This is a genomic window from Pantoea sp. GM01, assembly GCF_000282675.1.
Lineage (GTDB): Bacteria > Pseudomonadota > Gammaproteobacteria > Enterobacterales > Enterobacteriaceae > Pantoea > Pantoea nemavictus.
In genome coordinates, this window is record NZ_AKIU01000028.1 from 98,613 (window position 1) to 113,651 (window position 15,039).

At 51.7% G+C, this 15,039-nt stretch carries 13 protein-coding genes; 1 reads left to right on the top strand and 12 read right to left on the bottom strand.

Translation table 11 applies throughout. From position 1 onward, the window contains the following. Positions 1–78: 78 nt before the first annotated feature. Positions 79–864 (top strand): envelope biogenesis factor ElyC, encoded by a 786-nt coding sequence (elyC, locus tag PMI17_RS06965; protein WP_007887415.1) that lies wholly within the window; start codon positions 79–81, stop codon positions 862–864. Here the strand turns inward: elyC and PMI17_RS06970 are convergent. From PMI17_RS06970 to serC, 12 genes are all read right to left on the bottom strand, one after another. Continuing rightward, positions 844–1,737 carry a YcbJ family phosphotransferase gene (locus PMI17_RS06970; RefSeq protein WP_007887422.1) on the bottom strand — a complete coding sequence of 298 codons (894 nt, stop codon included), beginning with the start codon at positions 1,735–1,737 and terminating at the stop codon, positions 844–846. The two genes, elyC and PMI17_RS06970, sit on opposite strands and share 21 nt — an antisense overlap. 110 nt (positions 1,738–1,847) lie before the next feature. Further along, positions 1,848–2,597, bottom strand: coding sequence for a 3-deoxy-manno-octulosonate cytidylyltransferase (kdsB, locus tag PMI17_RS06975; protein WP_007887423.1), 750 nt, complete (start codon positions 2,595–2,597; stop codon positions 1,848–1,850). Continuing rightward, entirely contained in the window at positions 2,594–2,776 is a 183-nt protein-coding gene (locus PMI17_RS06980) for a Trm112 family protein (RefSeq protein WP_007887424.1), read from the bottom strand. Before PMI17_RS06980 ends, kdsB begins: the two co-directional genes overlap by 4 nt. A gap of 90 nt (positions 2,777–2,866) precedes the next feature. After that, the gene (locus tag PMI17_RS06985; RefSeq protein WP_007887425.1) at positions 2,867–4,084 is read right to left on the bottom strand and encodes a winged helix-turn-helix domain-containing protein; all 1,218 of its coding nucleotides are present in this window, start codon (positions 4,082–4,084) and stop codon (positions 2,867–2,869) included. A 22-nt stretch (positions 4,085–4,106) separates the two neighbouring features. Next, the gene (lpxK, locus tag PMI17_RS06990; RefSeq protein WP_007887426.1) at positions 4,107–5,108 is read right to left on the bottom strand and encodes a tetraacyldisaccharide 4'-kinase; all 1,002 of its coding nucleotides are present in this window, start codon (positions 5,106–5,108) and stop codon (positions 4,107–4,109) included. Beyond that, complete coding sequence (gene msbA / locus PMI17_RS06995) at positions 5,105–6,853, bottom strand: lipid A ABC transporter ATP-binding protein/permease MsbA (protein ID WP_007887429.1); 1,749 nt, start codon at positions 6,851–6,853, stop codon at positions 5,105–5,107. Before msbA ends, lpxK begins: the two co-directional genes overlap by 4 nt. Before the next feature lie 34 nt (positions 6,854–6,887). Then, positions 6,888–9,146: a DNA internalization-related competence protein ComEC/Rec2 gene (locus PMI17_RS07000; protein WP_007887432.1), complete on the bottom strand. Its 2,259-nt coding sequence runs from the start codon at positions 9,144–9,146 to the stop codon at positions 6,888–6,890. A 205-nt stretch (positions 9,147–9,351) separates the two neighbouring features. Further along, positions 9,352–9,636 (bottom strand): integration host factor subunit beta, encoded by a 285-nt coding sequence (ihfB, locus tag PMI17_RS07005; RefSeq protein ID WP_003849360.1) that lies wholly within the window; start codon positions 9,634–9,636, stop codon positions 9,352–9,354. Positions 9,637–9,722: 86 nt separating this feature from the next. Then, positions 9,723–11,399 (bottom strand): 30S ribosomal protein S1, encoded by a 1,677-nt coding sequence (rpsA, locus tag PMI17_RS07010; protein WP_049851017.1) that lies wholly within the window; start codon positions 11,397–11,399, stop codon positions 9,723–9,725. Positions 11,400–11,520: 121 nt separating this feature from the next. Further along, positions 11,521–12,201 carry a (d)CMP kinase gene (cmk, locus tag PMI17_RS07015; protein WP_007887471.1) on the bottom strand — a complete coding sequence of 227 codons (681 nt, stop codon included), beginning with the start codon at positions 12,199–12,201 and terminating at the stop codon, positions 11,521–11,523. A 198-nt stretch (positions 12,202–12,399) separates the two neighbouring features. Continuing rightward, positions 12,400–13,686, bottom strand: a complete 1,287-nt coding sequence (gene aroA, locus PMI17_RS07020; protein ID WP_007887474.1) for a 3-phosphoshikimate 1-carboxyvinyltransferase — start codon at positions 13,684–13,686, stop codon at positions 12,400–12,402. 81 nt (positions 13,687–13,767) lie between these two features. Next, positions 13,768–14,853 (bottom strand): 3-phosphoserine/phosphohydroxythreonine transaminase, encoded by a 1,086-nt coding sequence (gene serC / locus PMI17_RS07025; protein ID WP_007887475.1) that lies wholly within the window; start codon positions 14,851–14,853, stop codon positions 13,768–13,770. Between the last annotated feature and the right edge of the window lie 186 nt (positions 14,854–15,039).

Below are 15,039 nucleotides of genomic sequence, written 5' to 3' on the forward strand. Positions count from 1 at the left end.
AGGCTCAACAAGAATGAACCTTTCATGCCACCGTAACTGTCTGGCTGCTGTTTTTTCGGACAAAAGGAGCAATTTTCGATGTTTTTCACGGTTAAAAAAGTCATTGGCGGGATGTTGCTACCCTTGCCACTGCTGTTATTGCTCATGGCAGCGGGACTTTTGCTGCTCTGGTTCAGTCGCTGGCAAAAAAGTGGCAAAATTATCATCTCTTGTAGCTGGTTGTTACTGCTACTGCTAAGTTTGCAGCCGATCGCCGATCGCCTGTTGTTACCATTGGAAAACCACTATCCCACCTGGAACGGTAACGAGCCGGTCGATTATATCGTGGTGCTCGGCGGCGGCTACACCTTCAATCCGAATTGGGCGCCGAGTTCCAATCTTATTAACAACAGCTTGCCGCGTGTGACGGAAGGTGTTCGGCAATGGAAGCGCTATCCGCAGGCGAAAATGATCTTTACTGGCGCAGCAGCGGGCAAAAACCCACGTAGCAGTGCCAGCGTGGCTGCCGAGGTAGCAGAGAGCCTTGGCGTTCCTCGTGAAGCGATTATTCAGCTGGATCAACCACGAGATACGCTTGGCGAAGCGCGGGCGGTAAAACAGGCGATTGGTGAACATCCGTTTTTGCTGGTGACATCTGCTAACCATTTGCCGCGTGCGATGCACTTTTTCCAGCGCGCAGGCATGAATCCGCTGGCAGCACCGGCAAATCAGCTGGCAGTAACATCGCCGTTAAACGGGTGGGAACGCGTTATTCCATCGCCAGTTTGGCTCGCCCACAGTGAGCGTGCCGTTTATGAATCGCTGGGACAGATCTGGCAGCAGCTGCGCGGTGACGAACTCACCTCAACCCAGCCAGGGGAGTAATTGCGCGCGGGCATGATCAAAGCGCGGACGATCAAACTGTCCGCTGCTGACCAGCGTGTCGACGCAATCCCACAGCTGATACAACCAGCGTCGCCAAAGAAAACCCTCCGCCACAGGCGCACGCTGCAAATAGTGTTGCAGCAGCGAAGCTTCTGCCCCGCTATCTGCCAGCCGCATGAGATCGTATTCCCGCGGCGCCCAAAGGATATTTCCCGGCTGCATCATCGCAATCAGTTGGTCGCTGTGCGCATCTTTTAACACGCTGCCCAAACGTAAATTACCGTGCATCAACACGCAGGCATCGTTAAAACCGTTGAAAAAACGTGGAAGCAGCTGGCGACTGCGGAACAATATTTGACGATCTTCCATGGTGAAAAACGGTGGCGACAGATAACCCAACGTCGACCACAACACATCAACCCGTTGGCGATACCACGCTGGCCAGTTGTTTTCCTGCACGCTGTCTACGCTGCCGACTAAGCCCTGACTATCGATGCGATGCCATGCCAACACACCTTCCATAATCTGTTCGCACAGTTGTTCCCAGCGCGCAGCATTGCGCGTTGGGGCTTCTGCCGACACGCCATTAAAACGCGCCATCAGCAACATCTCATGCGCGGGCTTCTGCTGACTTAGCACCAAGCCAAATACCGCTGGCACGGCGATCAAACCATCGTGACCGAGCATGGTGAGTTTTTTGGCTTCGAGCGCAGCACGTCCCTGATGGCGAAAATACTTCGCTACCAGCGGCATCGGTTTACCGGCGTCATCATAGAGTGCGTACAGCCGCGTTTGCGCCTGCTCGCTGATGGTTTCGAGACGGCTGATGCTTTCACCCAGCACCAAGGCAAGTTCTGAACGGAGCTGTTCCATGCGATATCCTCCGATGTCAAAGGGCTAGAATATGCTGGAGGTGATGGCGACGCGAAACTTAGCGCCAGATCAAACTTTTAGGCCAGCGAGAGTCGCTGGCCGGTCGGAGATTAACCCTGCATAGCGAGACGAACGCGCTCAAGGTCTTCCGGCGTATCTACTCCAACACTTGGGATAGTTTTTGCCACCGCGACGTGAATTTTTTCACCGTACCACAGCACGCGTAACTGTTCGAGTAGCTCAATGTGCTCCAGCGGGCAGGGCTCCCATGCGATATAGTGACGGATAAAACCGGCGCGGTAGGCATAGATACCAATATGGCGCAGTAGCGTGTCGCCGATCTGCTCACGCGAACGAGCATAACGCTCGCGATCCCAGGGAATGGTGGCGCGTGAAAAGTACAGCGCATACCCTTTCGCGTCCATCACCACTTTCACCGCGTTTGGGTTAAAGGCCTCTTCAGCATCGGTAATTGGCACCGCCAGCGTAGCCATTCCGGCTTCAGACTGCGCCAGATTACCCGCCACCTGACGTACAATTTCCGCCGGGATCATAGGCTCATCGCCCTGCACGTTGACGATAATAGTATCGTCAGCAAACTGGTATTTCTCGATCACTTCTGCCAGGCGTTCAGTGCCTGATTGATGATCGACGCGCGTCATGCATACTTCTCCGCCCGCCGCCGTCACCGCCGCAGCGACATCCGGATGATCGGTGGCGACAATCACACGATCGGCGCCCGATTCGCGCGCGCGTTCCATCACGTGCAGCACCATCGGTTTGCCCTGAATATCCACCAGCGGCTTGCCTGGCAGACGCGTTGAAGCGTAACGCGCAGGAATAATGGCCACAAAACTCATGGATGGATCTCTTCAACAGACAGCGTACGCGCTTCCACTTCCAGTAACACCGGAATACCATCGCGTACTGGATAGGCCAGGCCGTCGGGTTTACAGATCAGCTCTTGCTGCTCTTTGTTGAAATACAGTTTTCCGTTGCAAACCGGGCAGGCAACGATCTCGAGTAAACGGTGATCCATAATCTTCTCCTTTCAGGACCGATTCAGGCGGTTAGCATATCATAATAGCGTGCGCGTTAATGACGCACTAAAGCCAGACTCTTTGCGGATTTATTCGCTGATCGACCAGCGATTTGACCAAGCCGCCAGAAGTTCTGCAGGCGCATTTTCGATCATCACTTCATTGGCGCCTTGCCAATGAGCAAAGCGATTAATGGCTTTTTGTACATCGTTGAGAAAAGCATTACTAACGCGCGTGCCCTGTTCCAGCCAGAATGTACGAATCACTAATTGCTGTGCCTGACGATCCATTTTGGCGTCAATACGCGCTTTTAGTGCCCCGCGGTGCAAAACTGGCAGGACAAAATAACCATATTTGCGCTTCTCTGCTGGCGTATAGCACTCAATGCGGTAATCAAAATTAAACAGCTCCAGCGCGCGCCGCCGATCCCAAACAACAGGATCAAAGGGCGATAGCAGAGCCGTATGTGTAGCAGAAAGCGGCTTTTCCAGCATTGGCAATAATGTGTGGTGTAACCACATTTCGCCCAGCTGCTCCACCTCAACACGGACAATCTCGCCGCGTGCTGCGGCATCGGCTAGCCACAACTTGAGCGGTGCATGCTTGAGGCGATAGTAATCCGCTAACCAACTGCCGCGGAAAATCCCGAGACTGCGTGCACTGTGATTCAACATTTGCATAACAGCCTCTGCTTCACTCAGCGCATGCTGTTCGTCAATCCAGTCTGGCATGACACGGCTATGCAGATCATAAACCCTTTGGAAGTTGCGCCGCTCGACTACCATCAATTCACCTGCACTGAACAAGTTTTCCAGATGACGTTTATGCGGCTTCCATGCCCACCAGCCAGGTTTAGTCTGATTGTCGTTACTGAAATCGGCAGCACGAACTGGCCCGTTGCTAGCAATGTGCTCTAACAGATCCGCAATTTCCTGCTGATGCTTTGCCACCCAATCGGCGCTGTATTTCCAGCCAAGTCGCTGTGGCTGCAGCATGCGATGGCGCAGCAAAGGATAATCTTCGAAGGGAATAAAACAGGCTTCATGCGCCCAATATTCAAACAACGCCCTTGACGCCAGCGCCTCTTCCAGCCAGTTGGCGGGGTAGTTACCAAGCCGGCTGAACAGCACCAGATAAGGGCTCCGCGCGACAACATTAATAGTGTCAATTTGCAGCAGCGACATCTGACGCACGGTCGCGTGAATATCGGCAAAGCGCGCGCGGCGGCCCAAAGGACGCAGCAGTCCCTGAGCGGCCAAATGGAGATGACGAGCAGTTTGCAGCGAGAGGGAAGCGGAAAGGTTCATGGCTTAATTCCCTTTCAGATGTTTAGCGCGAACGGGCTTCGCGTGCGGTGAGGCCGAGTTGGGTGATATCGTCTAACAGGGTTGCCACACTCGCTCCTTGCAGATGCGCATCGACTGGCAGATACCACCAATTGGGGCGAGCAAAGCTGCGGCACTTCACTGCATCTTTTTCCGTCATCAGCAGACACTGTTCTGCCTGAGTCAAACGACGCAATTCGTCTTCGCTATAAGCATGGTGGTCGGCGAAAGCAATTTCTGCCACCGGCTTAACGCCTTGCTGTTTAAGGGTATTGAAGAAGCGCGGTGGATGTCCAATACCAGCCATCGCCACAATTTCTGGCAGCTGTTCCAGCGATGCGGTGGCGCCGCTAATCAGATTAACAGCCAGCCCGGGTTGTAATGTCATGGCAATTTCGTTGCTTTGCGTATCACCACCATTGACGATTATGGCGTTGACCTCACGCAAACGGGAAGCGCGCTCGCGCATCGGTCCAGCCGGTAACCACCAGCCATTGCCAAAACGGCGTATGCCATCCACCACCACAATTTCGCGGTCGCGCTGTAATGCATAATGCTGCAGGCCATCGTCAGTGATGATCACATCAAGGTCGTGCACAGCAAGTAAGCCTTCGACCGCCAGACGGCGCTGCGGCGCAACCGCAACCGGCACCTGAGTGCGCTGTGCGATTAACACCGGTTCATCGCCTGCTTGCGACGTTGCTGTCTCAGCGGTGACGAGCAGGGGATAACGTTCGGCTTTACCGCCGTAACCACGCGATACCACGCCAACACGTAATCCGCGTTGTTGCAGGGCCTGCACCAGCCAAATCACCACTGGCGTTTTACCATTGCCGCCGGCGGTAAGGTTACCCACTACAACTACCGGACAAGGTGCGCGCCAGCTTTTACGCCATCCGCGTATAAAGCTAAGGCGAATCAGCCAGGTGATCGCCCCATACAGCAAACTTAGCGGCCAAAGCAGCAGCCATAACGGCGATCGCCCGCTCCAGATGCGTTCAATCATTGACCAAACTGCATCTTATGAAGTTGCGCATACGCGCCCTTCTGTTCCAGCAGAACGGTGTGAGTGCCGCGCTCTACAATGCGCCCATCTTCAACCACAACAATCTCATCGGCCTTTTCAATGGTCGACAGGCGGTGCGCAATAACCAATGAGGTGCGGTTTTTCTGCAACTCATCCAGCGCAGCCTGAATGGCACGTTCTGATTCGGTATCCAGCGCTGAAGTCGCTTCATCAAGAATCAAAATTGGGCAGTCACGCAGAAGCGCACGCGCAATCGCAATACGTTGACGCTGTCCACCAGAAAGCAGTACGCCGTTCTCACCAATGATCGTATCGAGGCCATTATCCATTTTCTGGATAAAGTCCATTGCGTGCGCCATGGTTGCAGCCTGTTCGATTTGCTCACGCGTATATTGGCCGTTACGAGCATAGGCGATGTTATTAGCAATGGTGTCGTTGAAAAGGTGCACGTTTTGAGAAACCAATGCCACCTGATTTCGCAACGAACGTAGGGTGTATTCACGCAAATCATGTCCATCCAGCAGAATCTCACCGCTATCAATGTCATAAAAGCGCGTTAACAAGCTGGCCATTGTAGATTTACCGGAGCCTGAGCGTCCTACCAATGCTACGGTTTTACCCGCAGGCAGCGACAGATTGATATCACGCAGCGCGGGAATATCACGACCAGGATAGGTAAATGTCACATTGCGGAATTCAACATCACCTTTTGCGCGTTCCAATTCACGCTTGCCATTGTCAACTTCCTGCTCGCTGTCGAGAATTGAGAACAGCGTCTGACAAGCAGCCATACCACGCTGGAACTGCGCATTGACGTTGGTCAGTGACTTCAGTGGACGCATCAAAGCGATCATGGAAGAGAACACGACAGTGATGGTACCGGCAGTTAACGTCTCCATTACGCTTGGGAAGCTGGCGGCATAAAGTACGAAAGCCAGTGCCAGCGATGCGATTAGCTGAATAATCGGATCAGAGATGGAGGAAGCCGACACCAACTTCATGCCTTGCTGACGCATTCTGTTGCTGACCTGAGAAAAACGCTTCGCTTCTACATCTTGCCCACCAAAGATCAGCACCTCTTTATGCCCTTTCAGCATCTGTTCAGCACTAGTGGTGACCTGACCCATGGTGTTTTGCATATTTTTACTGATGCTGCGGAAACGCTTTGAGACGGTGCGAATTGCAAAAGAAACGATGGGAGCCAGCACGATGAGAATCAGTGACAACTGCCAGCTGTAATAGAACATCATGATAAACAGGCCAATGATCGAAGCGCCTTCACGCACGACGGTAACCAGTGCACTTGAAGAGGAAGAGGCAACCTGCTCAGAATCATAGGTAATACGTGATAAAAGCGTACCGGTAGATTGCTGATCAAAGAAGGTGACTGGCATGCCCATCATATGACCGAATAAACGGCGACGCATGTTCATGACCACGTTGCCGGAAACCCATGAGATGCAATAACTGGAAATATAACTGGTAACGCCGCGTACCAGCATCAGGCCGATAACGACCAGTGGCATCCACAGCATTACGGATCTGTCAGCTTTACCGAAGCCATCATCCAGTAAAGGTTTCAACAGAGAGAGCATCAGGGTGTCGCCTGCCGCATTGATAATCAGCGCTATCGCTGACACATACAGGCCAGCCTTGTGGGGTGCAATCATCGGCCAGAGTCGACGGAATGTCTGCCACGTTGAGAGATCTTTATCTTGATGCATTATTTATTCACGCTGTTTGAAATAGCCGCTCATTCTACCTGGATTCGCGTTTGACGCCAAACCACTGATGATACCAGCGGGGCATTATTTGCTCTCGTAAGCCCTTAATTTGCCAATGCCCCTGTCTGATAGCGATATGAATCTGCCCTGATTGCCCCGTGTCGTACCACCTGTAACCCTGTTGACGATAGCGTTCTACCACCGCGGGTGCCGGCATACGCCAGGCGTTATAACGTGCCAGTGAAGCAAGTGCAGCCTGACCTGCAACATTACGTAACAGTAATGAACCTGAAGAGGTGCGACTGCCGTGATGTGGGACCTGTAAAAATGTTGCCTTCAGCGCATCATGTTCGAGAGCGACGATTTTTCTCTCCGCTTCTAACTCAATATCACCGGTCAGCAGCAGGCTAATTTTACCGTCATCGACGTGAATAACACACGAATCGTTATTTTGCCCTTGCGTTTGATTTGCCGGCGGCCACAACGCCGTAAATTGCAATTTTCCCCACTGCCACTTTTGACCACGATGGCAGGGCAAGTGCCCCTCTTCCCCCAAGGCACTGCGAACTTTTATTGTTGGATTCGCGTTGAGCACTGAGTGTAGTCCACCACGGTGATCAAGATGTTTATGGCTCAGTATCAGTGAATGAAGCTTCCGTCCTTGATATTGCAGCCATGGCAGAAGCACGCGCGCACCGGCATCATCCTGCTTCCAGGCTGGGCCGACGTCATACAACACCACTTCTTTACCCTGTGTAATAGCAATGGCTAAACCGTGTCCTACATCAATCATGTCTATCTGCCAATCATCACGTTGCGCATTATTGCGCCAGACGATGATCGCGAAGACCAGACTCAAACAAGGCATTACGCTGCGATGTGCCAGCCCGCTACGCCAAAGCAGCACTCCCACCCAAAGCAGCACAATAGCGGGGAGCGTATCACTCCATGCCCACCAGCCTGCAGGTAACGACTGCAGCCCACTCATCACTGTAGTAATCGAAAGATCAGCCAGGCTCCATAATCCACTTGATATAACCGGCGCAGGCAGCAGCATTGCCAGTAATATCAGTGGTACGGTGATGAATGACACCACCGGTACCGCCATCAAATTGGCCACTAACGCACTCAGGCTTAAGCCCTGGAACAGGAAAATTTGTAACGGTGCCATCAGAATCATCATGCCGAGCTGTAAATGCAGCAATTGGAGCAACAGCCATCGACGCTGCGTGCGAAAACGAGGCGGTAAAGCAAACCATTGATACCAGACGATCAACATAGCGACTGCAAGTGCCGATAACCAAAAACTCTCGGATAATACAGTTAGCGGATCAAGCGCCAGTAATCCGCCTATACATAATGTCCATACTTGCCAGCCAGTTAATTGCCAGCCGGCCGCGCGAATCCCGATCCATAGAATCAGCGCAACTATCGCACGCTGAGCCGGAGCGTGACTGCCTGACACCCAAGTGTAAGTCGCCGCAGTGATCACGCTCACCATGAGCGGAAATAGATAACCAATTAGATGGGCGGGTAAAATTACCTGAGTAACACGTGCCAGTAGCCACCCAACGCTCGCGGCCAGCGCAATATGCATACCTGAGATTGCCATTAAGTGAGCAGTACCCGTTTCTCGCAGCAGTTGTCGCTGCTCTTCGGTCATGTTGGTGCGTATACCAAACGCCAGCGCCTGAATAATCGCGGGATGCTGAAGCGTTGCAAATGCGGGCCAATGGTAATTGATCAAGGCTGTCCGCCAGCTACAAGATAACGATTCTGACTGCTGGCCGATGATGCGCCCTTGCAGCGGCATATGATTAGACATAGCAAAGCGCTGAATATCGAACTCACCTTCATTTAATCTTCCATGGACAGGCCGCAACTTAAGTTTCATTTTCCAGCGTTGACCGGAACAGAATGATTGAATTAAAGCTGCGTTGTTGAGCGTGACAAATACGGGAGGGAATTGATAACGATCGCCAACACGCAAAATTTGTGCCGTCAGTTGCTGCTTTTCTTCGCGAACCTCTGTAATACGGACAGTCGCCTCTATGGGAGCGGCAGCCAATAACTCGATTGTATTGACCATGTGCCGCGCCTCTACCATCGCCCAGGATAATAGTAATAGACCCACACCCATCATGCGCAGCAAGCCATTTGGCATTACTCCTAATAGCAATGCAAAACCTGCTATAGCCACAATCACGCTGGTTTCGGGTATTTGCGGCAGGACGCCTAATGGTAATGCTGACACAATCATCATTCTGGCCAGCACAATCCAACTCATATGCATTGGTACTCTCCCTTAGTGGGAAAGATTGTGCGGTTAACAGGAAGAGATTGCTCCTCGGGAAAATCAGAATACAGAGGTGAATTCAGAAATTTATAACGGTATTACAGCTAAAGTAGCAATGCTTTGAGGGCAGACTCTCAATACTGAAGATTTAAGTAAAAAAAAACGACACTCAAGAGTGTCGTTTTTATCGTTCGGTAACGGCTTAGCCGTAAATATTCGCACGGTCACGCAATTCTTTGCCCGGCTTAAAGTGGGGAACGTATTTACCTTCCAGATCCACTTTATCACCCGTTTTCGGGTTACGACCCGTTCGTGGTGCGCGGTAATGCAAAGAAAAGCTGCCGAATCCCCGGATTTCAATGCGCTCGCCCTGTGCCAACGTAGTGGCCATGTGCTCAAGCATCTCTTTGACCGCATCCTCAACGACTTTCGCCGGAATATGAGTATGCTGTCCAGCAAGTCTTTCAATCAGTTCTGACTTGGTCATGTAACCTCCGGTTAATCCTTATTTGGAAAGGTATGACAGCTTTTACCGAAACCGGACGACTTGCATCGTCCGGTGCCTTAGGTCGATTACTCGCCTTTAGCCGCTTTGAACGCTTCAGCCATTGCGCTAGAGAAGTTGCTGCCTTCATCCTGTTTGGTGTTAACAGTATTGATAGCTTCTTTCTCATCAGCCTGGTCTTTAGCACGAACAGACAGGCTCACAACGCGGTTCTTACGGTCAACGCCGGTGAATTTAGCTTCAACGTCGTCACCAACGCTCAGAACCAGAGTTGCGTCTTCGATGCGGTCCAGAGAAGCTTCAGAAGCGCGCAGGTAACCCTCTACGCCGTCAGCTAATTCTACTGTAGCACCTTTCGCGTCAACTGCAGTGACTTTACCAGTCACGATAGCGCCTTTCTTGTTCAGGGTGATGTAGTTGTTGAATGGATCTTCAGCCAACTGCTTCACACCCAGAGAGATACGCTCGCGCTCTGCATCAACCTGAAGTACAACGGCAGCGATTTCGTCGCCTTTCTTGTACTCACGAACGGCTTCTTCGCCAGTCGCGTTCCAGGAGATGTCAGACAGGTGAACCAGACCGTCGATGCCACCGTCCAGGCCGATGAAGATACCGAAGTCAGTGATTGACTTGATTTTACCTTCAACACGATCGCCTTTGTTGTGGGTCTCTGCGAACAGCTGCCATGGGTTAGATTTGCACTGCTTCAGACCCAGGGAGATACGACGACGCTCTTCGTCGATGTCCAGAACCATTACTTCAACCACGTCGCCTACGTTAACAACTTTAGACGGATGGATGTTTTTGTTGGTCCAGTCCATTTCAGAAACGTGTACCAGACCTTCAACGCCTTCTTCGATTTCTACGAAGCAGCCGTAATCAGTCAGGTTGGTTACACGACCGGTCAGCTTGGTGCCTTCCGGATAGCGTTTAGCGATAGCTACCCACGGATCTTCGCCCAGCTGTTTCAGGCCCAGAGATACACGGGTACGCTCGCGGTCGAACTTCAGCACTTTAACAGTGATTTCGTCGCCCACGTTGACGATTTCGCTCGGATGCTTAACGCGTTTCCAAGCCATATCGGTAATGTGCAGCAGGCCGTCAACGCCGCCCAGATCCACGAATGCACCATAGTCAGTGAGGTTCTTAACGATACCTTTAACTTCCATGCCTTCCTGCAGGTTTTCCAGCAGCTGATCGCGTTCAGCGCTGTTCTCAGATTCGATAACTGCACGACGTGAAACCACGACGTTGTTACGTTTCTGATCAAGCTTGATTACTTTGAATTCAAGCTCTTTGCCTTCCAGGTGCAGAGTATCGCGAACCGGACGAACGTCTACCAGTGAACCTGGCAGGAACGCACGAATACCGTTCAGCTCAACTGTGAAGCCACCTTTAACTTTGCCGTTAATAACACCGGTAACAGTTTCAGCGTCTTCGTAAGCTTTTTCCAGCGTGATCCAAGCTTCATGACGTTTAGCTTTCTCACGGGACAGCAGGGTTTCACCGAAGCCGTCTTCTACTGCGTCCAGCGCAACGTCAACTTCGTCGCCTACCTGGATTTCCAGTTCGCCGGCTGCGTTCTTGAACTGCTCTGCAGGAATTGCAGATTCAGATTTCAGACCCGCATCAACCAGGACTACGTCTTTGTCGATAGAGACAACAACGCCACGAACGATGGAACCCGGACGGGTTTCGATTTCTTTCAGGGACTCTTCAAAGAGTTGAGCAAAAGATTCAGTCATATTGATAATCTTAGGATTCTTCAATTTAACGTCCACCTGACGTCATTGTCGGATGGGGTTGTTTCACATGCCCAGCACCGGGTCCTTGGTACAAGGTTACAACAATTCGAATGCCGAAAGATTAAATGCCCAGCTTTTGCCTGGCATAATCAAGCGCCTTTTCAATCACTTGCTCAATAGACATACTGGTTGAATCCAGTACCAGAGCATCAGTGGCAGGCACTAAAGGTGCAATGGCACGATTACGATCGCGGTCATCACGTTCCTTTATCTCGGATAAAAGGCGATCAAAGTTAACATTAAAGCCCTTCTCCTGCAACTGTAGCATACGGCGATGCGCCCGCTCTTCCGAGCTAGCGTCGAGGAAAATTTTCACTGGCGCGTCAGGGAAAACAACTGTCCCCATGTCACGTCCATCGGCGATTAAACCGGGTTCTTCGCGGAAGGCGCGCTGGCGGCGCAGTAATGCCTCGCGCACTCGCGGAAAAGCAGCAACGCGTGATGCGGTGTTGCTCACTTCTTGCGTGCGGATTTCACCGGTAACGTCTTCACCTTCCAATACCACCTGCATTTCACCCTCAACCGACAAAAAACGCACATCGAGGTGTGCCGCCATCGGCACTAATGCTTCTTCGGATTCAATATCCACCTGATGATGAAGTGCGGCCAATGCTAAAACGCGATAAATAGCGCCAGAATCCAGTAAGTGCCACTGCAACGACTCCGCCATCGCTTTACATAAAGTCCCTTTACCCGCGCCACTTGGCCCATCAATGGTAATAACCGGGGCGATTGCCGTCATTGTTCTCTCCTGTTGCTGCGTGCTTATTTTCAGCCCTTCCAGGCCGCCTGGAATGCGCGGCATTATACGCTGCCCGCATCAGGTTGGTTACCCTTTAGCGTAGACAGCGCTAGAAATATAGACAGATTCAGAAGAATTTCCGCCTGATAAGGCCAAAAGTTAGCAAAGAAACCCGGCGCAGCGCACCGGGTTAGAAGATCAAGACGTGTGGCTAATTTTCGCCAATTGCTCGAAATAGCTTGGGAAGGTTTTCGCGGTACAGCCGGGGTCAAGGATCGTTACTGGCGTATCGGAAAGCGCCACCAGCGCAAAACACATCGCCATGCGGTGATCGTTGTAGGTGCCAATATCTGCGTGTTGCAGTTTCGCCGGTGGTGTGACACGAATAAAATCATGCCCTTCTTCAACTTCAGCACCAACTTTGCGCAATTCAGTCGCCATGGCGGCAAGACGATCGGTCTCTTTTACGCGCCAGTTATAGATGTTACGCATCAGCGTGGTGCCTTGTGCAAACAGCGCTGTCGTGGCAATCGTCATCGCCGCATCGGGAATATGATTCATATCCATATCAATGGCAGTAAGCGAACCACGCGTACAAGAAATGTAGTCATCGCCCCACTCAATCACCGCGCCCATCTTTTCCAACACATCAGCAAAATGGATGTCGCCCTGAACGCTGTTGCGACCAATACCGGTTACGCGCACCGTACCACCTTTGATGGCTGCCGCAGCGAGGAAGTACGAGGCGGAGGACGCATCACCTTCCACCAGATAATCACCCGGAGACTGGTACTGTTGCTGTCCTTTTACCACAAATCGCTGGTAATTCTGGTTATCAACTTCGACGCCGAAGCTACGCATCAGGTGCAGCGTGATATCAATATAAGGCTTGGAAACCAGGTCGCCCTTAATAGTAATAACTGTATCTTGCTGCGCCAGCGGCGCGGTCATCAGCAATGCAGTGAGAAACTGACTCGAAACGCTGCCATCTACGCTAACTTCCCCCCCCACAAAGCCACCATTGAGACGCACTGGCGGATAATCAGTCTGCTCCAGATAATCGATGTTGGCTCCGCCTTGACGCAGTGCATCAACCAGATGACCGATTGGGCGTTCTTTCATACGCGGCTCGCCCGTCAGGACGATTGATTGTTGGCCCAAACAGAGCGCAGCAGCCAATGGGCGCATCGCTGTACCAGCATTACCAAGGAATAATTCGAGGGGTTGTTCAGCACGCAAAGGCCCCGCGTTACCCACCACTTCGCATACAGTGCGATCAGCAGAGAGCGTGAAGCTGACACCCAGCGCTTTTAGCGCGTTCAGCATGTGTTTAACGTCATCGCTATCAAGTAAGTTAGTTAAACGCGTAGTGCCGTTTGCCAGCGCGGCCAGCAATAGTGCGCGGTTCGAGACGCTTTTTGAACCCGGTAGGTTTACCGTGCCGTCAACGTGGGCAATCGGTTGTAGAGTCAGGGAGTCCTGCATGTGAAACTAAATCTCCAGAAAATACGAAACCCCATCATATGACGGGGTCTGATACCAGACAGGCTGGCATGAAAAAAGTCGTTAACCGTGGCGACGTTCGAAATCAACCATAAACTCAGTTAGCGTTTTAACGCCTTCCAGCGGCATCGCATTGTAGATTGATGCACGCATACCGCCAACCACGCGATGGCCTTTCAGTGCGTGCAGGCCCGCGTTGAGGGACTCATCAAGGAACACTTTATCCAACGCTGAATCCGCCAACTGGAATGGCACATTCATACGAGAACGGTTTTCGGTCGCTACATCGTTACGATAAAACGCGCTGTTATCAATTACACCGTACAACAAATCGGCTTTGGCCTGATTCAGCTTATCCATCTCAGCAACGCCGCCCTTCTCTTTCAGCCATTTGAATACCAGACCAGAGAGATACCAGGCGAAAGTCGGCGGGGTGTTAAACATCGACTCGTTTTCTGCCAACACTTTGTAATCAAGAATAGATGGCACATAACGCTGCGCTTTACCCAGCAAATCTTCACGCACAACCACCAGCGTTAAACCCGCTGGTCCAATATTTTTCTGCGCGCCAGCATAGATTACGCCATAGCGATTGATATCAATCGGACGCGACAAAATAGTAGAGGAGAGATCCGCAACCACAACCTTATTGCCAAAATCCGGCTCTTCATCAATGGCAATACCGTCAATAGTTTCATTCGGACAGAAGTGGACATAAGCTGCATCGTCGCTCAACTGCCATTCACGCATAGGTAATAAAGCACGCTTACCATCACGCGTGGTTTTTACATCAATCGTATTAGGTGAGCAGAATTTTTCGGCTTCCTTGATGGCGCTATGAGCCCAGTAACCACCATCTATATAATCTGCCGTTTTAGCCTCACCCAATAAGTTACCGGGAATAGCAGCGAACTGCGCGCGGGCACCGCCGTGGCAGAACAAAACTTTGTAGTTGGCTGGGATCTTCAGCAGATCGCGAAAATCTTGTTCTGCCGCTTCCGCAACCGCAATAAACTCTTTGCTGCGGTGACTGATCTCCATCACCGAGGTGCCTAACCCGTGCCAGTTTGTCAGTTCTTGTTCTGCGCGACGGAGCACTTCTACCGGCAGCATAGCCGGGCCAGAGCTAAAATTATAAACCTGCGTCATTTCCCCTCACCACTGTCATATCGAACGGTTATGAATACCCCATCGGTTTTATCATTGCCTCCAGATGGCTGCAATCATTAATCCGGCAGCGATCACATTTCCAGAGCCAGCCCCACCGCAGCTTATGTCATAAATGCATTAAGCTGCGGAATTTTGTGAGGTGGCTTATGAAACAAGAACCCAGGT